This window comes from Brevundimonas intermedia (genome assembly GCF_027922165.1).
Lineage (GTDB): Bacteria > Pseudomonadota > Alphaproteobacteria > Caulobacterales > Caulobacteraceae > Brevundimonas > Brevundimonas intermedia.
Window position 1 is genome coordinate 69,824 of record NZ_BSFD01000009.1, and the last position, 17,994, is coordinate 87,817.

Here is a 17,994-nt window from a genome sequence, read left to right on the forward strand (position 1 = left end):
AGTTCGTTTCACTCGCGAACGAAAAGTCGGCCCTTGGTAAGGGTTGCGGACTAATTTAAGCGCCAAGCTTGCGCGCGAGACCCCTGATGAAGTCGATCTTCCGAAAACGTTCCGCCGAGGACAACGGGGAGGTTTCGGAACTTCGCAGCACGATGGCGGCGGTCCAGCGGTCCCAGGCGGTGATCGAGTTCGGGCTGGATGGAACCATCATCAAGGCCAATCCAAACTTTCTCGCCGTGGTGGGCTATGGGCTGGACGAGGTTCAGGGGCGCCATCACCGCATCTTCATGGACCCCGTCGAGGCCGCCTCGCCCGACTACGCCACGCTGTGGAGAAGGCTGAACTCCGGCGAGTTCATCGCCGACAAGTTCGTCCGTTACGGCAAGGGCGGGGCCCGCGCCGTGATCGAGGCCAGCTATAATCCGATCTTCGACGTCGATGGAAAACCTTACAAGGTGGTCAAATTCGCCACGGACGTCACCGCCGCCGAGGCGGAGCGTGAGCGCCGCGCCGAGGCCGACCATGAGGCGGCGGAGGTTCAGGCCGCCGTGCTCCGGGGGACGGGTCGGGCCCTGTCGGCCATGGCGGACGGCGACCTGTCCTACCGGATCGGCGACGACTTCCCCAAGGTCTATGCCTCGCTGCGCGAGGACTTCAACCGCGCCCTGGCGGCGATGGATCAGGCGGTCGGCGACATCCGCGGCAATGCGGTTTCGATGCAATCCGGGGTCAACGAAATCAGCCGCGCGTCCGAGGACCTGTCGCGGCGGACCGAAAGACAGGCCGCCAGTCTGGAGGAAACGGCTGCAGCCCTGGACAAGATCACGGTGACGATCCGTCAGACGGCCGAAAACGCCCAGGCGGCGGACGCCGTGGTGAGCCAGACCCGCCTTCAGGCCGAGACCGGCGGCGGGGTCGTGCAGCGCGCCATATCGGCCATGGGCGAGATCGAGAAATCCTCGGACCAGATCGGCCAGATTATCGGGGTGATCGACGAGATCGCCTTCCAGACCAATCTTCTGGCTCTGAACGCCGGGGTCGAGGCGGCGCGCGCGGGCGAGGCCGGTCGCGGCTTCGCGGTCGTGGCGTCAGAAGTCCGGGCCCTGGCCCAGCGGTCGGCGGACTCGGCGCGCGAGATCAAGGCCCTGATCTCCGCCAGCGGGGTGCAGGTCAAGGACGGCGTCACCCTGGTGCGCGAATCCGGCGACGTCCTGGCCGGGATCGCCGAGCGCATCAACGAGATCACCCAGCTGATGGCCGAGGTCCGCACCTCGACCCAGGAACAGTCGATGGGCTTGGCGGAGGTCAACAGCGCCGTCAACGACATGGACCAGGTCACACAACAGAATGCGGCGATGGTGGAGCAATCGACCGCCGCCAGCCTGAGCCTCAGCCAGGAAGCGACCGATCTCGCGCAGCTGGTGGGCCGGTTCCAGGTCAGCGAGGGCGGCGCGCCCGCGCCGATCCGCCAGGCCCAGGCCCGGATCGAAGCCTTCGCCGCCTAGGGCGGGCCCGTTCGCCCGCGTTTGGTCGCCGGCGCCGCGTTCTGACGCCTGCTTCATCGCCGACCGGCGCCCGTCGCGGGCGGGGCTAATGGCCCTGGGGGAGGCGGGTTGGGGCGGCCCCGATGGAAGCCGCCTTCCGCTAGGTCTCGCTCGCCTCCAGATCGGCGATCATCTTCTGAAGGAGATCGCGCAGCTGGGCGATCTGCGGCTCGGAAAGCGGCAGACGCTCCACGACCTCGCGGCGAACGTCCATAACCTGCGGCCTCAGGCTCCAGGCCTTGGCCGTGGGCTGGACCCAGACCTTGCGCTCGTCCTTGTCGTCCCGCCGACGGTCCAGCAGGCCGGCGGCCTCCATCTTCTTGACCTGGGGGGTCAATGCGCCCGTTTCCATATGGGTGCGTCGGCCGACCTCGCCCATGGTCACGGGACCTTCGGTCTCCCAGAGGGCGAGAAGGATGAGGTACTGCGGGTGGGTCAGGTCCAACGGATCCAGCAGGCGCCGATAGAGACGCGTGACCAGACTGCCGGTCGTCTGGAGGGCCAGACACAACTGAGCGTCGATCTCGAGATCGGGAATGCGTTCCTGGGCGAGTATTTTGGCGGCCATGGGTTTCTTTAGACCACGCTTCGCTCGGGCCAAACAGAACCGAAGCAATTGGTTCCAGCGAACTCCAAAAATATATAAACAATGATATAATCATTTGTTAGGTAGATGGCCCTAATGCCGGCGACCTTGTTCAGAAGGAGCCTGCAAATGTTCGGCAGCAGCCAAAGACGCCGTGAAGCGGAAGAGCTTCAGGAACTGCGTGAAATGACCGCGGCGCTTCGGCGCGCCCAGGCGGTGATCGAGTTCGAGCTGGACGGCACGATCATCACCGCCAACGAGAATTTCCTGGCGGTCGTCGGCTATGATCTGGAAGAGGTTCGGGGGCGGCATCACCGCATCTTCATGGATCCCGCCGAAGCGGCCACGCCGGCCTACGCCGATCTCTGGCGCCGGTTGAACGCGGGGGAGTTCGTCGCCGACAAGTTCGTGCGGTACGGCAAGGGCGGCGTGCGGGCGGTGATCGAGGCGAGCTACAACCCGATCTTCGGCGCCGACGGCAAGCCCTACAAGGTGGTCAAGTTCGCCACCAACGTGACCGAAGTCGAGGTGGAGCGGGAGCGTCGGGCCGAGGCGGACCAGGCCGCCGCCGAGGTTCAGGCCCTGATCGTCAGGGCGACGGGGTTGGGACTGTCCGCCCTCGCCGAAGGCAATCTGTCGTACCGAATCCAGGACGTCTTCCCCGGCGACTACGCGATCCTGCGTGAGGACTTCAATCGCGCCATGGCCGCCCTGGATCAGGCTGTGGGCGTCATTCGCAACAACGCCGGGTCGATCCAGTCGGGCGCCAACGAGATCAGCAATGCGGCCGAGGATCTCTCGCGCCGCACGGAACGGCAGGCCGCCACCCTGGAAGAGACCGCCGCCGCCCTGGACCAGATCACCGCCACGGTCCGCAATGCGGCCGAGAACGCCCAGGCGGCCGATACGGTGGTGAGCCAGACCCGACGTCAGGCCGAGACCGGCGGCGCCGTCGTCCAGCGCGCCGTAACGGCCATGGGCGAGATCGAGGCGTCCTCGAATCAGATCGGCCAGATCATCGGGGTCATCGACGAGATCGCCTTCCAGACCAATCTGCTCGCCCTGAACGCCGGGGTCGAGGCGGCGCGCGCGGGCGAGGCCGGTCGCGGCTTCGCGGTCGTGGCGTCAGAAGTCCGGGCCCTGGCCCAACGGTCGGCGGACTCGGCGCGCGAGATCAAGGCCCTGATCTCCGCCAGCGGGGTGCAGGTCAAGGACGGCGTCACCCTGGTGCGCGAGTCCGGCGAGGCCCTGACGGCCATCGCCGAACGGGTCAACGAAATCACCCATCTGATGGGCGAGATCCGCGCCTCGACCCAGGAGCAGGCCCTGGCCCTGACCGAGGTCAATAAGGCGGTCAACGAGATGGACCAGGTCACACAACAGAATGCGGCCATGGTCGAGGAGACGACCGCCGCCAGCCTGAACCTGAACCGCGAGGCGGCCGACATGACGCAGCTGGTCGGCCGGTTCGAGGTCAGCGGGGGCGGGGCCGGCCAGGCGCCGGCGCCGCTCCGCCGGGCCCAGGCGCGGATCGAGGCCTTCGCCGCAGAGTCGGCGCTGCCCAAGCCGCGTCTCGTCGCCGGCGGCGGAGGCGGCGACTGGGAGAGCTTCTAGGCGTCCAATCTCGCCATGACGGCGCGGGCGAAACCGGCGCCGTCGGCGGGGTCGTGGTCCAGATAGAAGTCGGGCTCAATCAGCTCGGCCTCCATCAGCACCCAGGCGCCCGCGTCGTCGCGGGCCAGGTCGATGCGGGCGTAGAGTAGGGGTTCATCGATGGCGGCCAGCACCTGTTCGGCTAGGGCCATTGCCGCGTCGTCCGGCGTCACGGCGGTATAGAGGCCGCCGAACTGGACCTGGATGCGGAAGTCGCCGGAGACCGGCCGCTTGTTGACCGCGTGGCTGAACCGGCCGCCGAAGAAGAGCAGCGAGGTCTCGCCCTCGGTCTCGATCGATTTCAGATAGGGCTGGATCATGGCCGGGCCTTCCGGGGCGTCGGTCAGGACCTGGCCCGGCGTCAGGCGCAGGGTGCGAAACGCCCCGGCCGAGACGGTCGGCTTGATGATCAGGGTTGGAGCGCCGGTCTCGGCGAAGGCGGCGTCCACCTGGTCCTGAGTGATCGCCTCGCTCCAGCGGGTCGGCGGGATGGGCACGCCCTGGTCCGCCAGTCGGGCCAGATAGGTCTTGTCCGAGTTCCAGCCCAGCACTGACGCCGGATTGGCGACAGGCAGGCCCGCCTCGGTCCAGGTCGCGCAGGCCTTCAGCCAGCGGGCGTGGTCGCGGTGATAGCCCCAGGCGATGACCGGCAGGATCAGGTCATGGGCCGCCAGAGCCGAGGCGTCCTCGACATGATCGGTCCAGGGCGTGGGGACGACGGTCGCGCCGCCGCTTTCCAGCGTCGCCTTCAGCCTGGCCAGAACTTCGGGCCAGCGACCGGCGTAGGTCTTGTCGGCGGGGTCGGGGGTCAGGACGGCGATCTGGGACATGACGCCTGCCTATCGCAACGCGCCGACGCATATAAGGGCTTCCTTATATGTTTTCGGGTGACGTTCCGGTCTTCAACCGCTAAGGCGCGACCATGACCCAGAACACCGCCCAATATGACGTCTGCGCTGTCGGCAACGCCATCGTCGACGTGCTCAGCCCCTGTGACGCCGCCTTCCTGACGGCCCAGGACCTGGCCCCCAACTCCATGCAGCTGGTCGACGCCGAACGCAGCGCCGCCCTGTACGACGCCATGGCGCCGGGGGTCGAGGCCTCGGGCGGATCGGCCGGCAACACCGTGGCGGGCGTCGGCTCGTTCGGCGGTCGCGCGGCCTATATCGGCAAGGTGGCCGACGATGTCCTGGGCGAGGTGTTCAGCCACGACATCCGCGCCGCCGGCGTCCACTTCGCCACCCCGGTCCTGACCGGCGGGGCGGACAAGGGCTTCGGCACCGGCCGCTGCCTGATCAACGTCCTGTCGGACGGGGCGCGCACCATGGCCACCTTCCTGGGCGCCGCCAACCAGCTGTACGCCGACGACATCGACGAGGCCCTGATCGCCTCCAGCGAGATCGTCTATCTGGAAGGCTATCTGTTCGACCCGGCGCCGGCCCGCGCCGCCTTCGAACGCGCCGCCGCCGCCGCGCACAAGGCCGGCCGCAAGGTGGCCATCACCCTGTCCGACACCTTCGTCGTCGCCCGCTGGCGCGCCGAACTGCTCAGCTTCATCGAACAGTCGGCCGACATCGTCCTGGCCAATGAGGCCGAACTGGGCGCCCTGTTCGAAACCGAAGACTTCGACGCCGCCGCCGCGCAACTGGCCGCCATCGTCGAGATCGCCGCCGTGACGCGCGGCGCGGAAGGCTCGGTCGTGATCAAGGGCGAGGAGCGCGTCGTCGTCGCCGCCTATCCGGTCGCCAAGGTGATCGACACCACGGGCGCCGGCGACCAGTACGCCGCCGGCTTCCTGCTGGGCCTGGCGCGCGGTCTGACACTGGAAGAGGCCGGCAAGCTGGGCTCGCTGGCCGCGTCCGAAGTCATCGCCCACTGGGGCCCGCGCCCGATGGTGAAACTGGCCGACCTGGCCGGGGAAGCCGGGTTGAAGCTGTAAGACCTCTTCCTTCTCCCCTTGCGGGAGAAGGTGGCCCGAAGGGCCGGATGAGGGGTCCGCCGGTGGGCCAGTTCGCACCCCCTTGCCCCTCACCCTTTCGCGCAAGACCGATCGCTGATGCTCTCGGGCGCTCAAGCCCTCTCCCGGCGGGAGAGGGTGCGCCGTGTCAGCTCTTCCACCTTAGCGTCGTGGGCTGGATCGGGTTCACGAACGCCCGCCCCTCAGCCCTGCTCCTGGCCCATTCGCGTTTCAGCTGCTGATACCATTTGGCCTGTTTGTCGGCGTCGTCGATCCAGATCAGGGCGGGGTCGTAGCGCAGGCCTTCGTTCTGCAGGTTCACCATGCCGCCGTCCTGTTTCAGGAAGGCGACCACCCCCATCCGCAGGAAGGGTTTGGCCAGGTCGAAGACCCAGTGGTCCGACCAGAAGATCTGGGTGATCCGCGTCTTCGTCTCGCTGATCGGGGTCAGGCAGGTCAGGGCCAGGACCTGTTTTTCGCCGACCTGGATATGCTCCCAGCGGTAGCCGGGCAGGCGGAAGGTGATCTCTGTCGCCGGGGCGCCGCCCAGGATCTTGTAGAGCCGGCTGTTGGACGAGGGGGCGTGGCGCGCCATGGCCCAGCCGAAATCGGCGGGGACGAAGGCCTTGGCCTTTTCGTGCATCGAACGTTCGGACCGCCACCACCATTGCTGGTGGACATAGGGGCCGTGGGCCGGGTCCATCAGGCCGACGACGGCGTGGTCGATATGGCTGTCGAACTCCATCGTCTCGACCAGTTTCGGCCCCGCCCCGACCACGCCGGGGAAGACCGGCGGCGCGTCGTCCGGCTCCATCGGATTGCGGGCGTCGGACGCCATCCAGACGAAGACCATGCCCTGGCTCTCGCGTACCGGAAAGGCGCGCACCTTGATGCGGTTCGCCTCGAAGGCCTGATCCTCGACCAGGGACGGAATGGCGGCGCAGACCCCGTCGGGGCGGAAGCGCCAGCCGTGATAGGGGCATTCGATGGTCTCGCCCTCGCCGGGCTTTTCGACCAGTTTCCCCGCCGACAGGGGCGCGGCGCGGTGGGGGCAGATGTCGCGCATCGCATAGACGGCCCCGGCCCGGGTGCGGCCGATCAGGACGGGCTCGCCCATGATCTCGTAGCGTTTCAAACCGGCCGGAGCGACGTCGCGGGACAGGGCGACGAAATACCAGGCGTCGGTGACGAACCCTTTGCCGAAGGGCTGGGCGCCGACCTTCGACGGGGCGGCTTCGGCTTGCGGGGACTGGACGGGGGGAGCGTCTGCAGGCTTCATGCGCGCCTTCTAACAGAGGGGCGCGGGGTCTGTCCTCCTGTAGCCTACAGAGAACTTTACAAAACAAAGTAGAGGCGGCATAAGGACCGTCTCACAGGGGAGTTTCGCCATGTTTCGCGTTCTAGGTTTCGCCGCCATGCTGTTCGTCGCCTCCGCCGCCCAAACTCCGGTTCGGGCCCAGGACGGGCATGGGGCCCATCCCGAGGCCGGCCACGGTCATCATCACGCGGAGTTCGCCTCCGACCGCATCCACGTCCGGGTGGACGGGGATATGGACGGGCGTGACATCATCCTGATCCCCGGCCTCAGTTCCTCGCCGGAGATCTGGCAGGGGACGGTAGATCACCTGACGGCCCAGGAGGGCGTCGGCTGGCGCGTCCATCGCATCCACGTCCAAGGCTTCGCCGGCGCTCCGGCTGAAGGCAACGCCCAGACCGGCGCGACGCCCGGTCCCGTCGCCGCCCCGGTCGCCGAGGAAATCGCTCGCTATATTCGCGAGAAGGGTCTGAGCCGCCCCGCCGTGGTCGGTCACTCGATGGGCGGGACCATCGGCCTGATGCTGGCGGCGCGCCATCCGGACAGTGTCGGCAAGCTGATGGTGGTGGACATGATCCCCTTCATGGGCGCCATGTTCGGCCCGCCCGGAACCACGGTCGAGGCGGTGACGCCGGTCGCGGACCAGATTTACGCTGCTCAGGCCAACAGTCCGCGCGAGGCCTATGTCGCCCAGGCGACGACGGCCATCAACGGCATGATCAATACCGAAAGCCGCCGCGAAGAGGCGCTGGAGGACATGCGGACCAGCGACCAGAAGGTCTCGGCCGCCGCCTTTCGCGAACTGGTGACCACCGATCTGCGGCCCGAACTGAAGAAGATCACCGCCCCGACCGAGGTCCTGTACGTCAAGTTCAACGACCCGCGCATGACGCCCCAGATCACCGACGCCATCTATCAGATGTCCTACGCCGGCCTGCCCGGCGTGAAACTGAAGCGGATCGACGACAGCGCCCATTTCATCATGTTCGACCAGGCCCAGGCCTTCTACGGCGAGCTGGACGCCTTCCTGCCGCGATGAGCCATCCGGCGGCGGATCGGATCGTCGGCCTGTACGAGGACAAGGCGGCCGACTGGATCTGCGATCGCGGCGCGGCCCTGTATTCCGCAGAGGGCGGGCTGGACGAGGCGAAGTGGCTGGACCTCTTCGCCGCCGACCTGCCGCCGGGCGCGTCTATTCTGGACGTCGGATGCGGCTCGGGCTGGCCGATCGGCGCGGCCCTGCTGGAGCGGGGGTTCAGGGTCGTGGGGCGGGATTCCTCGTCGGCCCTGATCGCCCACGCGCGGCAGACCCTGCCGGCCGGCGTCTGGGAGACCGCCGACATGCGCGACCCGCCGCCGGACGGCGTGTTCGACGGCGTCCTGGCCTGGCACAGCCTGTTCCACCTGACGCCCGAGGATCAGCGGCGGGTCCTGCCGGCCCTGGCTCGCCAGGTGGGCGAAGGCGGGCGGCTGATGTTCACCAGCGGCCCCGCCCAGGGAGAGACCCTGGGCGAATGGCGCGGCGAGCCGCTGTATCACGGCAGTCTGGACCCCGCCGCCTATCGCGCCCTGCTGATCGCGGCCGGCCTGGCGGTGGAGGGCGATGGGGCCGAGACCGGCGTCTGGCTGGCCCGTCGCGCCTTTCTTTCGGCGAAATAGCCGCTCACGCTGGCGTGAAGTGAGCGGAGCCGTTTCGGCGGCGGTTCATACGGGGTACACATCCGTAGGGCTAATCCCGCCGAAGCGCGGTTCTTGAGGATATTCGATGGCGGGTCCAGGGTTCGGGGGCGGACAGCAGGGCGGCGCAAAGCCGGCCCGCACGCCGTTGCAGAAGGCGCTCTACTGGGGCGCCGTGCTGGCCGTCTGGGGGCTGATCTTCCTGGTCGTCTTCTTCGCTGTGTTTGCGCGCGGCCTGCCGGACACCTCGACCCTGTACAATGTCGATCGTCAGCCCTCGATCACCTATCTGGACCGCAACGGCGCCCTGATCGCCACCCGGGGCACCCAGATGGCGCCGCCTGCCGATCTGGACGCCCTGCCCGACTATGTGCCGGCGGCCTTTATCGCCATCGAGGACCGGCGCTTCTATCACCACCCCGGTTTCGACCCCATCGGCATGATGCGGGCGGCGGCGACCAATATGCGCGCCGGCCGGGTGGTCCAGGGCGGATCGACCCTGACGCAGCAGCTGGCCAAGAACCTGTTCCTGACGCCGGACCAGAACCTGCGCCGCAAGGTGCAGGAGCTGATGCTGGCGGTGTGGCTGGAGATGAAATTCTCCAAGAAGGAGATCCTGGCCCTGTATCTGAACCGGGTCTATTTCGGCGCCGGCGCCTATGGGATCGAGGCGGCGTCGCAACGCTATTTCGACAAGTCGGCCAAGGATCTGACGGTCGGCGAGGCTGCGCTTCTGGCCGGGCTGCTGAAGGCGCCCTCGCGCTATTCGCCCGTGTCCGAGAGCGAGCGGGCCGCCACCCGCGCCACCGTCGTGCTGAACGAGATGGAAGAGGCCGGGGTCATCACCGCCGCCCAGCGCGAGGAGGCCGTGACCCAGCCGATCATCGTGTCGCGCACCCTGGCGACCCAGCACGCCCAGTATTTCATCGACTGGCTGGACCAGTCGATCCGCGGCCTGGTCGGCGAACCGACCGAGGACATGGTGGTCGAGACCACCCTCGATCTGACCCTGCAGACCGCCGCCGAACGGTCGGTGCGGCGCATCCTGGACCGCGACGAGGGCAAGGGCGTGGAACAGGCGGCCCTGGTCGCCCTGGACGGCGACGGCCGGGTGCGGGCCATGATCGGCGGCGGCTCCTATGCCGACAGCCAGTTCAACCGCGCCGTCGAGGCGCGTCGTCAGGCGGGCTCGGCCTTCAAGCCCTTCGTCTATCTGGCGGCGGTCGAGGCCGGCTATACGCCCCAGACCCCGGTGGTCGATCAGCCGATCACCATCGGCAACTGGTCGCCGAAGAACTATTCCAACACCTTCAGCGGCAATATGACCCTGGCCCAGGCCGTGGCCCAGTCGACCAATACGGTGGCGGCCTATGTCGCCGACCAGATCGGGCGTGACAGCGTGGCCCGCGCCGCGCGACGTCTGGGCATCGAAAGCCGTATCGGGCTGGAGCCGGCCATGGCCCTGGGCGCGGTCGAGGTTTCGCCGCTGGAGATGGCCACCGCCTATGACGCCTTCTCGAACGGCGGCCGCCGGGTCGAGGCCTATGGCATCAGCCGCATCCGCACCCCCCAGGGCCGGGTCATCTATCAGCGGGCCAGCGGCCAGAGCGGACAGGCGATCAATAATCCGTCGCTGTACTACATGAACCAGATGCTGCGCGGGGTCATGACCTCGGGCACCGGGCGCAGCGCGGCCATCGCCGGGCGCGACCTGGCGGGCAAGTCGGGCACGACCTCGGACTACAAGGACGCCTGGTTCGTCGGCTACACCGGCGGCTTCGTCACCGCCGTCTGGGTCGGTAAGGACGACAACACCGCCATGCGCGGCGTGACCGGCGGTTCGTCGCCCGCCGCCATCTGGAAGGGTTTCATGGAGGCGGCCCTGCCGCGCCTGAACGCCCCGCGCATCCCTGACGGCCCGGCCATGCCCGAAGGCTGGGTCGCGCCCGATCCGGTCGGCGACCTGATGTCCGGCATCGGCGAGGACGGTCTGCCGATCGAACCGGCGGATCCGATCGGCGGCGACCCCTATGCCGAACCGTCGGGAACCCCGGCTCAGCCGACATCGCCGACGCAGCCCGCCGTCCGCCCGACCGCCCCCCAGCCGGCGCCGCGCGACCCGCCGGACCAGCAGCCGGAAGGCCGCCAACCGGCCGAGAAACGCAGCGACCCGCTGTTCTTCTGACGGTCCCCTAGGGGACCGTTACATCCCCGCCGGCATGGCGCCGGCGTTGATGGCGATGCGGCCGACCAGGCCCTTGACGATCAGGTCCAGGGCCGAGCCCTCGCGATAGTCGGCGGCGGCGACGAAATTGACCCGGTCCTCCGAGATCAGGGAATAGACCTTCTTCTGGTCCTTCTCGTTCGAGCGGGGATCATAGACGGCGATCGAGAAGCCGCCCTTGGTGTGCATCATCTTCATGGTGGGGACGTCGGTGTCGCCGTCGCCGATGAAGATCATCCGCTCGAACGGCACCGGCCGCTGGTCGTCGGGGATGAAGTGGTTGATCCGCTCGTGCTCCCAGTGGTTCTTGACCCCCTTGTTGATGCGGAACAGATACTGGGTCTTGGTGGTGTAGTTGACGCCCACGGCGGGCCAGGCCGCCTCGCCCTTGTCGTCATAGACATAGTGGGAGGCGAAGACGTGGTTCAGGGCGGGGCGGATCGGCGTGCCGTCGATCATCTCCTCCAGACCGGCCGAGACGATATAGTGTTCGATCTCCAGCCCGTAGCGCGCCCCGAAGGCGTTCATCCGGTCGAACCAGCTGAGGTCCTTGAGGCCTTCGAACAGGGCCACGGCCTCGCCGTGCCGACGCAGGGTCTCGCGCGTCACCGGCGCCCCGTTCTGGCGCGCGTGGTGGAGCATCAGTTGCATGTACATCAGGATGCCGTCGCCGTCGGCGTCCTTGGTCAGGCGTTCGGCCTCGCCCCAGAAGGCGCCGATGTCCATGCCCACGGAGGGGATGAAGCTGACCTCCTGCATATTGCCGCGCGCCAGGGTGCCGTCGAAATCATAGATCAGCGCCGTCTTCAGCAGCGGCTTTTCGCCGGGGGTGTCGGACATCAGGCGGGGCTCCAGAGCGGGGTCGAACCCTGCCCTCTATATCAGCCGTCGTCCTGCGTCGATTGCCGCCTCTGGCCGAAGCTGGGGGCCGCGCTCTTCTGCTCGGCCCAGTAGTCGGCGCCGGTGGTCGGTTTGAACATGGTGCGGGGCGTGCCGTCGCGCGCCGCCACGGCGAAGGTGTTGGTCGAGGCCTGATAGATCAGGGTGTCGCCATTGGGCCGTTTCACCGTCTCGGCGTCGCGCGGCGGCTTGGCGGTGAAGGCCGTAACCTTGTCCAGATAGTCCTCGGCCGAGGTCGCGCCGAAATCGGCCCCGTTGCGGTCGTAGAGGCGGGCGATCTTGGCGTCGACGGTCTCGCGCCGGCCGGTTGTCAGGACCGGCTTGGGCTGGGCCGCTGCTGCACCCTCCGCCGTTTCCGTCGCGGTCATGGCCAGGCCGATGGGCGCCGCCTCGGCCGTCCGGTCCCGCGTCTGAACCGCCGAGGCGTTGTCGCAGGCCGCCAGCCCCATCATCATCAGCCCCGCCGCCGCCAGAGCCCTCGCCGCGCGCTGTCGCTTGTTCGCCGTCATCCCCGTCCCCCATCCAATACCCGTCAAGCGCGATAAGAGCACAACCCAATTGTTCCTGCAATGTTCTTTTCCTCCGTCTCGACGGCGTCGCGTGGGGCCGCTAGACCGAGGTCATGGACAGTCGCCCCCTCTCGAACCGCAAAATCCTGCTGATCGTCGGCGGCGGCATCGCGGCCTATAAGGCGCTGGAGCTGGTGCGGCTGATCGCTAAGGCCGGCGGCCAGACGCGGGTGATCCTGACCGAATCCGGGGCCGAGTTCGTCACCCCCCTGTCGCTGGCGGCGCTGAGCGGCCATCCGGTGCGGTCGGGCCTGTTCCACCCCGACGACGAGACCAGCATGGGCCATATCGAGCTGTCGCGCTGGGCGGATCTGGTGGTCGTGGCGCCGGCGACGGCGGGCCTGATCGCCAAGGCGGCGAACGGCCTGGCCGACGACCTGGCCTCGACCACATTGATCGCGACCGACAAGCGGGTGCTGCTGGCCCCGGCCATGAATGTGCGGATGTGGGAACACCCGGCGGTTCAGGCCAATATGGAGCGGCTGAAGGCCTTCCCTGGCTTCCATGGCGTGGCGGTGGTCGGGCCGGACGACGGCGAGATGGCCTGCGGTGAATATGGGCCCGGCCGGATGGCCGAGCCGACGGCGATCCTGGAGGCCATTCAAGGCCTGTTGGCCGGCGCCGCAGGACGGCCTCTTGCGGGCCGAAAAGCGGTGGTCACGGCCGGGCCGACGTTCGAACCGATTGATCCGGTACGGGGGCTGACCAATCGCTCCAGCGGCAAACAGGGCTACGCCATCGCCGTCGCCCTGGCCGAACTGGGGGCTGAGGTGACCCTGGTGTCGGGGCCGACGGCCCTGGGCGCGCCCGTGGGCGTGACGCGGATCGATGTGGAGAGCGCGCTGGAGATGCAGGCGGCGACCCAGGCCGCCCTGCCCGCCGACATCGCCGTGCTGTCGGCCGCCGTCGCCGACTGGCGCGTGGACACCATCGCCGGGGGCAAGATCAAGAAGGGGCCGGGCGGCCCGCCGACCCTGGCCCTGATCGAGAACCCCGACATCCTGGCCGGGATCGCCGCGCCGGGACCGAACCGGCCGGCCCTGGTGATCGGCTTCGCCGCCGAGACCACGGACCTGGAGGCCAACGCCCGGGCCAAGCTGTCGCGCAAGGGCTGCGACTGGATCATCGGCAACGACGTGTCCGACGACGTCTTCGGCTCGGACGGCAACGCCGTACTGCTGGTCACCGCCGACAAGACCGAAAGCTGGCCGCGCCAGTCCAAAGCCGCCATCGCCCGGGGCGTCGCCGCCCGCATCGCCGACCATTTCACGAGCGTTCAATGACCACCGAGACCGTCATCCAGATTCTTCGCCTGCCCCATGCCGAGGGCCTGCCCCTGCCGGCCTATGAGACGGCGGGATCGGCCGGGATGGACCTGCGCGCGGCGGTGCCGGAGGATCAGCCGATGACCTTGGCGCCGGGCGCCCGCGCCCTGGTGCCCACGGGCCTGAAAATCGCCCTGCCGTTGGGGTTCGAGGCCCAGGTGCGGGCGCGCTCGGGGCTGGCGCTGAAGCACGGCGTGATCTGCCCCAATGCGCCGGGCACCATCGACAGCGACTATCGCGGCGAGTGCGGCGTGATCCTGGCCAACATCGGCGCCGAGCCCTTCGTCATCCGGCGCGGCGAACGGATCGCCCAGCTGGTGATCGCCAAGCATGAGCGCGCCGACTGGGCCGAGGTCGAGACGCTGGACGAGACCGCACGGGGGACGGGCGGGTTCGGGTCCACGGGGCGGTAGGCGAAGACAGGCTTTTTCCTGCGGCTTATCAGCTGTAGTCTGTGAGCGGTTTTCCAGACTAGGCCGACGGGCGCTCAGGCTCTGCGTTTCAGGGTGACGTAGAAGGCGCCGTTGCCGCCGTGCCTCTGGTGGGCGACGGTGAAGCCGGACACGACGCTGCGCAGGCCCGGCGCCTGCATCCATTCCCCGAAGGAGGCGCGGATCACCCCGCCGCCCAGCCGGCCCTGGCCCGTGATGACCAGGACCGCGCGCATCCCGCGCGCCTGGCAGGATGTCAGGAAGGCCCGCAGTTGATCCTCGGCCTCGAACCGGCCGAAGCCGTGCAGGTCGATACGGGCCTCGATCGGGTCGCGCTCGCGCGACAGGCGCTGCTTGCGGCGGGGTTCCAGATCCTCGGGCGCGGGCTTGGTACGGTTGCCCACCGGGCGTGGCTCTGTCGGTTTTGCGACGGCGGCGGTCCGGGCGGGCGAAGGCTTGGCCAGAGGGCGCGGCCGCTCGGTCGGGGTGACGACCAGATGGGCCGGGGCCTCGGCCCCCGGCGTGACCCGAGCGGGCTTGCGGCTGCGGGGGGCGGCGACCGTGCCGGTGATCCGGCTCCAGATACGACGGTCCTCAGGCGTCAGCCCGTTCTCGTCGCGGCCGGAGCCCTTGCGTTTCATGCCGCGTCGTCGTCCTCGAAGGCCTCGGCGGGGCCGGGTTCGTGACCCAGCAGGTCGCCGGGCTGACACTGAAGTTCGCGACACAGGGCGTCCAGGGTCGAGAAACGAACCGCGCGCGCCTTGCCGGTCTTCAGAATCGACAGATTGGCCACCGTCACCCCGACGCGGTCGGCGAGCTCGGTCAGCGACATGCGGCGTTCGACGAGGACGCGATCAAGCTGGACGCGGATGGCCATAAGGAGGTCCTACTGCAAACGGGTCAGATCGTCAGTTCGGATTCGCGGCGCAGGCGCGCGCCCTCGCGGAACACCTCCGCCAGGACGAAGACGATCAGGACCGAGAATATGGGGGTCAGCAACTCGCCCAGCCCCTGCGGGTCCATGACCCCGGGCGCCAGACGGGCGGCGACGACGCCCTGGGCCAGCCAGACGCCGCCGGTGACGACCGCCAGGATCAGGCCGATCTGGCGCAGACGCCGGACATTGGCGGGATGGAAGGGGTCGCCCATCGTCAGGGTGCGGAAGATCCGGCGCAGACTGCGCAGGATCAGCATGAAGCCGCCGAAATAGGCGGTGGCCGCGCCCAGACCGAATAGCAGCAGGGTGCGCGTCAACGGCAACTGTCGCCCGCCTTCGTCGCCGCTGACGGTGATGTTCACATTATCCAGGGGGATGAAGACGGCGGCGACCAGCAGCAAAAGGAGCAGGCCGGTGATCAACCAGAGGAGAATATAGGCCACATCCAGCGCCACTTTCAGCACGCTGGAGACGGAGCTGGGGCCCATGGCCCTGAGGGGGGCGGTCAGAACGCCCAGGGATTTCAGCAGGGTCGGGATCGTGCGCGCCCCCGTCGGGACAGAGGCCGCGTCTCGCTTCAGCGGATTTCGCGGCGGGAGCAGGCGCATGATCGACAGGTCTCAGATCGGAAGGAGGGACGAAGCGGCCGCGCGGGGTCCGGCGAACCCACGCGCAGCTCTATACATCGCGGTCTTCTTCAAGGTCGTCAAAGCTCTCGTGATCGAAACAAGGGTGGACTTGGGGCCGATCAGAAGGCTTGAACCAGGATGGCGACCAGGGCGGTCGGCAGGGCGGCGATCAGGACCGTGTTGACGAAAGCGGCGCCGACCTTGTCCAGGAAGAGCGAGAGGTTCATCGTATGCATTGTGGTTCTCCGTCGTTTTGTTTTGGGCGATTATCGCCCTTTGGTTTTGTTTTCCGCACGATCATTCCGGTTTTTCCGGAAGGTCAGAACGTTGCGGCCCCCGTTCCTGACGATCAATAGATAGGCCGTGCGGTACGGAAAAGCACGTTACATATCGTTTAACGATATTAAACTTTGGCAATAGACTGTTTCAGGGGCGTGATCGTCGATGAATCTCAAGCTTATCAAGGGGATGCGGATCGTCGCCGCGACCCACAACCCCGGCAAGGTCCCCGAGATCGCCGCCCTTCTTGGTGAAGATTACGAGATTCTCACCGCCGGTCAGTTGAATCTGCCTGAACCGGACGAGACCGAGACCACCTTTACCGGCAACGCCATGCTGAAGGCCCGCCACGCCGCCGAACAGTCGGGCGAGGTGGCGCTGGCCGACGATTCCGGGATGTCCGTCGCCGTCCTGGACGGGGCGCCGGGAATCTTCTCCGCGCGCTGGGCCGGCCCGGGCAAGGATTTCGCCGTGGCGATGAAGAAGGTCGAGGACCGGCTGGAAGAGATCGGGGCGACAGATCGCGCCGCCTGGTTCACCTCGGCCCTCGCCGTGGCCTGGCCGGGCGGGCCGTGCGTGGTGGTCGAGGGCGTGGTCCACGGGCGGCTGACCTTTCCGCCGCGCGGCGACCGGGGCTTCGGCTATGATCCCATCTTCATTCCGGAAGGCGGCGCCCTGACCTTCGGCGAGATGGAGCCTGCGGCCAAGGAGGCGATCAGCCACCGCACCCGCGCCTTCGCCAAGCTGCGGGCCGCGTTGATTGACTGACGCCCCTGATACTGATGGGGATCCGGGGACGGACGTCGGCCTGTACGTCCACTGGCCCTATTGTTCGCGCATCTGCCCCTATTGCGACTTCAACGTTGTGCGCGACCGGGGGCGGGTCGAGGAACAGGCGGGACTGGTCGAGGCGATCCTGGCCGATATGCGAGCCCAGCGCGCGCTGACCGGGCCGCGCCGGCTGGCCTCGGTCTTCTTCGGCGGGGGCACGCCGTCGCTGATGGCGCCTGAGGCCGTGGCGTGGATCATCGCCCAGGCGCGCGACCTGTTCCCGCCGTCGGGACCGATCGAGATTTCGCTGGAGGCCAATCCGACCGACGCCGAGGCGGCCCGGTTCGCCGCCCTGGCCCAGGCCGGGGTGAACCGGCTGTCGATGGGGGTGCAGGCGCTGGACGACGCCTCGCTACGGTTCCTGGGCCGGGATCATTCGGCGGCGGAGGCGCGGCGCGCGGTCGCTCTGGCCGGGCGGGCGTTTTCGCGCCTGTCCATCGACCTGATCTACGCCCGGCCGGGCCAGACACCCGACGACTGGGCGACGGAGTTGGGCGCGGCCCTGGACATGGGGTTCGAGCACGTCTCGCCCTACCAGTTGACCCTGGAGCCGACGACCGCCTTCGGTCGGGCCCTGGCGCGTGGAACCCTGATCCCGCCGGACGAGGATCAGGCCGCGGCCCTGTACGAGACCACCCAGACCGTGCTGGAGGCCGCCGGTTTCGACGCCTACGAGGTGTCCAACCATGGGCGGGGCGTGGCGGCGCGGTCGGCCCACAATCTGCATGTCTGGCGCGGCGGGGACTATCTCGGCCTGGGGCCCGGCGCCCACGGGCGGCTGACGCTGGACGGCGCGCGCACCGCCACCGTCGCCCACCGCCGGATCGCCGACTATGTGGCCGGGGTCGGGGCGGGAAGGCCCTGGACGGGGACGGAGCGGCTGGACGCGGCCGGGGCGGCCGAGGAGCGGCTTCTGCTGGGCCTGCGCACCGTCGAGGGCGCGGCGGTCGGGCTGTTGGCGGACCTGGGGCTGTCGGTGGATGCGGCGCCGACGGTGGATCTGATCGCCGACGGCTTTCTGACGCTCGGCGGCGGCCGACTGATCGCCACGCCGCGCGGCCGGCCGGTTCTGGATGGGGTGTTGAAGGCGTTGCTGACCTAGTCGCCTCGATCAACCCTCACCCTCGGGACAAGCCC

The 17,994-nt window shown here is 68.3% G+C and carries 18 protein-coding genes; 10 read left to right on the forward strand and 8 right to left on the reverse strand.

Annotated features, from left to right (window positions below; genetic code table 11):
• Window positions 1-86 precede the first annotated feature (86 nt).
• Window positions 87-1,505 carry a methyl-accepting chemotaxis protein gene (locus PKE72_RS11850; RefSeq protein ID WP_271165585.1) on the forward strand — a complete coding sequence of 473 codons (1,419 nt, stop codon included), beginning with the start codon at window positions 87-89 and terminating at the stop codon, window positions 1,503-1,505.
• Between the two features lie 139 nt (window positions 1,506-1,644).
• On the opposite strand, the gene PKE72_RS11855 is transcribed toward PKE72_RS11850, so the two are convergent.
• On the reverse strand, window positions 1,645-2,112 hold the full coding sequence (locus PKE72_RS11855; protein WP_271165586.1) for a MarR family winged helix-turn-helix transcriptional regulator: 468 nt from the start codon (window positions 2,110-2,112) through the stop codon (window positions 1,645-1,647).
• A 147-nt stretch (window positions 2,113-2,259) separates the two neighbouring features.
• On the opposite strand from PKE72_RS11855, the gene PKE72_RS11860 reads away from it, so the two are divergent.
• Window positions 2,260-3,744 (forward strand): methyl-accepting chemotaxis protein, encoded by a 1,485-nt coding sequence (locus PKE72_RS11860; protein WP_271165587.1) that lies wholly within the window; start codon window positions 2,260-2,262, stop codon window positions 3,742-3,744.
• On the opposite strand, the gene PKE72_RS11865 is transcribed toward PKE72_RS11860, so the two are convergent.
• Complete coding sequence (locus tag PKE72_RS11865) at window positions 3,741-4,613, reverse strand: ATP-grasp domain-containing protein (RefSeq protein WP_271165588.1); 873 nt, start codon at window positions 4,611-4,613, stop codon at window positions 3,741-3,743. The genes PKE72_RS11860 and PKE72_RS11865 overlap by 4 nt on opposite strands.
• 92 nt (window positions 4,614-4,705) lie before the next feature.
• Between PKE72_RS11865 and PKE72_RS11870 the strand changes: the two genes are divergently transcribed.
• Complete coding sequence (locus PKE72_RS11870; protein ID WP_271165589.1) at window positions 4,706-5,722, forward strand: adenosine kinase; 1,017 nt, start codon at window positions 4,706-4,708, stop codon at window positions 5,720-5,722.
• Between the two features lie 166 nt (window positions 5,723-5,888).
• Here the strand turns inward: PKE72_RS11870 and PKE72_RS11875 are convergent, their stop codons facing one another.
• Window positions 5,889-7,019 (reverse strand): aromatic ring-hydroxylating oxygenase subunit alpha, encoded by a 1,131-nt coding sequence (locus PKE72_RS11875; protein WP_271165590.1) that lies wholly within the window; start codon window positions 7,017-7,019, stop codon window positions 5,889-5,891.
• Window positions 7,020-7,128: 109 nt separating this feature from the next.
• On the opposite strand from PKE72_RS11875, the gene PKE72_RS11880 reads away from it, so the two are divergent.
• The 3 genes from PKE72_RS11880 (at window position 7,129) to PKE72_RS11890 (ending at window position 10,917) form a co-directional block, all read left to right on the forward strand.
• Window positions 7,129-8,094: an alpha/beta fold hydrolase gene (locus PKE72_RS11880; RefSeq protein ID WP_271165591.1), complete on the forward strand. Its 966-nt coding sequence runs from the start codon at window positions 7,129-7,131 to the stop codon at window positions 8,092-8,094.
• The gene (locus tag PKE72_RS11885) at window positions 8,091-8,714 is read left to right on the forward strand and encodes a class I SAM-dependent methyltransferase (RefSeq protein ID WP_271165592.1); all 624 of its coding nucleotides are present in this window, start codon (window positions 8,091-8,093) and stop codon (window positions 8,712-8,714) included. The genes PKE72_RS11880 and PKE72_RS11885 overlap by 4 nt, the downstream gene beginning before the upstream one ends.
• A 106-nt stretch (window positions 8,715-8,820) precedes the next feature.
• Entirely contained in the window at window positions 8,821-10,917 is a 2,097-nt protein-coding gene (locus PKE72_RS11890) for a transglycosylase domain-containing protein (RefSeq protein ID WP_271165593.1), read from the forward strand.
• Between the two features lie 18 nt (window positions 10,918-10,935).
• On the opposite strand, the gene PKE72_RS11895 is transcribed toward PKE72_RS11890, so the two are convergent.
• Window positions 10,936-11,796: an HAD family hydrolase gene (locus tag PKE72_RS11895; protein ID WP_271165594.1), complete on the reverse strand. Its 861-nt coding sequence runs from the start codon at window positions 11,794-11,796 to the stop codon at window positions 10,936-10,938.
• 41 nt (window positions 11,797-11,837) lie between these two features.
• Window positions 11,838-12,365, reverse strand: coding sequence for an S-type pyocin family protein (locus PKE72_RS11900; RefSeq protein ID WP_271165595.1), 528 nt, complete (start codon window positions 12,363-12,365; stop codon window positions 11,838-11,840).
• A gap of 113 nt (window positions 12,366-12,478) precedes the next feature.
• Between PKE72_RS11900 and coaBC the strand changes: the two genes are divergently transcribed.
• Both coaBC and dut read left to right on the forward strand, forming a co-directional pair.
• A complete protein-coding gene (coaBC, locus tag PKE72_RS11905; RefSeq protein ID WP_271165596.1) occupies window positions 12,479-13,708 on the forward strand; it encodes a bifunctional phosphopantothenoylcysteine decarboxylase/phosphopantothenate--cysteine ligase CoaBC in 1,230 nt (409 codons plus the stop codon).
• Window positions 13,705-14,163 carry a dUTP diphosphatase gene (gene dut / locus PKE72_RS11910; RefSeq protein WP_271165597.1) on the forward strand — a complete coding sequence of 153 codons (459 nt, stop codon included), beginning with the start codon at window positions 13,705-13,707 and terminating at the stop codon, window positions 14,161-14,163. Before coaBC ends, dut begins: the two co-directional genes overlap by 4 nt.
• Before the next feature lie 74 nt (window positions 14,164-14,237).
• On the opposite strand, the gene PKE72_RS11915 is transcribed toward dut, so the two are convergent.
• The 3 genes from PKE72_RS11915 to PKE72_RS11925 are packed head-to-tail and all read right to left on the reverse strand — an operon-like array spanning window position 14,238 to window position 15,726.
• Window positions 14,238-14,822: a Smr/MutS family protein gene (locus tag PKE72_RS11915; RefSeq protein ID WP_271165598.1), complete on the reverse strand. Its 585-nt coding sequence runs from the start codon at window positions 14,820-14,822 to the stop codon at window positions 14,238-14,240.
• A complete protein-coding gene (locus PKE72_RS11920; RefSeq protein ID WP_271165599.1) occupies window positions 14,819-15,058 on the reverse strand; it encodes a helix-turn-helix domain-containing protein in 240 nt (79 codons plus the stop codon). The genes PKE72_RS11915 and PKE72_RS11920 overlap by 4 nt, the downstream gene beginning before the upstream one ends.
• Window positions 15,059-15,081: 23 nt before the next feature.
• Window positions 15,082-15,726: a DUF2975 domain-containing protein gene (locus PKE72_RS11925; RefSeq protein ID WP_271165600.1), complete on the reverse strand. Its 645-nt coding sequence runs from the start codon at window positions 15,724-15,726 to the stop codon at window positions 15,082-15,084.
• 465 nt (window positions 15,727-16,191) lie between these two features.
• Here PKE72_RS11925 and rdgB point away from each other — a divergent pair, with 465 nt between their 5' ends.
• Entirely contained in the window at window positions 16,192-16,794 is a 603-nt protein-coding gene (gene rdgB / locus PKE72_RS11930; protein ID WP_271165601.1) for an RdgB/HAM1 family non-canonical purine NTP pyrophosphatase, read from the forward strand.
• On the forward strand, window positions 16,787-17,959 hold the full coding sequence (hemW, locus tag PKE72_RS11935; RefSeq protein WP_271165602.1) for a radical SAM family heme chaperone HemW: 1,173 nt from the start codon (window positions 16,787-16,789) through the stop codon (window positions 17,957-17,959). The genes rdgB and hemW overlap by 8 nt, the downstream gene beginning before the upstream one ends.
• Window positions 17,960-17,994 lie beyond the last annotated feature (35 nt).

Excerpts from the sequence above, each read along its gene's own strand:
- PKE72_RS11925 (WP_271165600.1), bottom strand. The coding sequence starts at position 15,726 with ATGCGCCTGCTCCCGCCGCGAAATCCGCTGAAGCGAGACGCGGCCTCT.
- PKE72_RS11875 (WP_271165590.1), bottom strand. The coding sequence starts at position 7,019 with ATGAAGCCTGCAGACGCTCCCCCCGTCCAGTCCCCGCAAGCCGAAGCC.
- PKE72_RS11900 (WP_271165595.1), bottom strand. The coding sequence starts at position 12,365 with ATGACGGCGAACAAGCGACAGCGCGCGGCGAGGGCTCTGGCGGCGGCG.
- PKE72_RS11855 (WP_271165586.1), bottom strand. The coding sequence starts at position 2,112 with ATGGCCGCCAAAATACTCGCCCAGGAACGCATTCCCGATCTCGAGATC.
- PKE72_RS11850 (WP_271165585.1), top strand. The coding sequence starts at position 87 with ATGAAGTCGATCTTCCGAAAACGTTCCGCCGAGGACAACGGGGAGGTT.
- dut (WP_271165597.1), top strand. The coding sequence starts at position 13,705 with ATGACCACCGAGACCGTCATCCAGATTCTTCGCCTGCCCCATGCCGAG.
- PKE72_RS11895 (WP_271165594.1), bottom strand. The coding sequence starts at position 11,796 with ATGTCCGACACCCCCGGCGAAAAGCCGCTGCTGAAGACGGCGCTGATC.
- coaBC (WP_271165596.1), top strand. The coding sequence starts at position 12,479 with ATGGACAGTCGCCCCCTCTCGAACCGCAAAATCCTGCTGATCGTCGGC.
- PKE72_RS11885 (WP_271165592.1), top strand. The coding sequence starts at position 8,091 with ATGAGCCATCCGGCGGCGGATCGGATCGTCGGCCTGTACGAGGACAAG.
- PKE72_RS11890 (WP_271165593.1), top strand. The coding sequence starts at position 8,821 with ATGGCGGGTCCAGGGTTCGGGGGCGGACAGCAGGGCGGCGCAAAGCCG.
- PKE72_RS11865 (WP_271165588.1), bottom strand. The coding sequence starts at position 4,613 with ATGTCCCAGATCGCCGTCCTGACCCCCGACCCCGCCGACAAGACCTAC.
- PKE72_RS11915 (WP_271165598.1), bottom strand. The coding sequence starts at position 14,822 with ATGAAACGCAAGGGCTCCGGCCGCGACGAGAACGGGCTGACGCCTGAG.
- rdgB (WP_271165601.1), top strand. The coding sequence starts at position 16,192 with ATGAATCTCAAGCTTATCAAGGGGATGCGGATCGTCGCCGCGACCCAC.
- PKE72_RS11860 (WP_271165587.1), top strand. The coding sequence starts at position 2,260 with ATGTTCGGCAGCAGCCAAAGACGCCGTGAAGCGGAAGAGCTTCAGGAA.
- PKE72_RS11870 (WP_271165589.1), top strand. The coding sequence starts at position 4,706 with ATGACCCAGAACACCGCCCAATATGACGTCTGCGCTGTCGGCAACGCC.
- PKE72_RS11880 (WP_271165591.1), top strand. The coding sequence starts at position 7,129 with ATGTTTCGCGTTCTAGGTTTCGCCGCCATGCTGTTCGTCGCCTCCGCC.
- PKE72_RS11920 (WP_271165599.1), bottom strand. The coding sequence starts at position 15,058 with ATGGCCATCCGCGTCCAGCTTGATCGCGTCCTCGTCGAACGCCGCATG.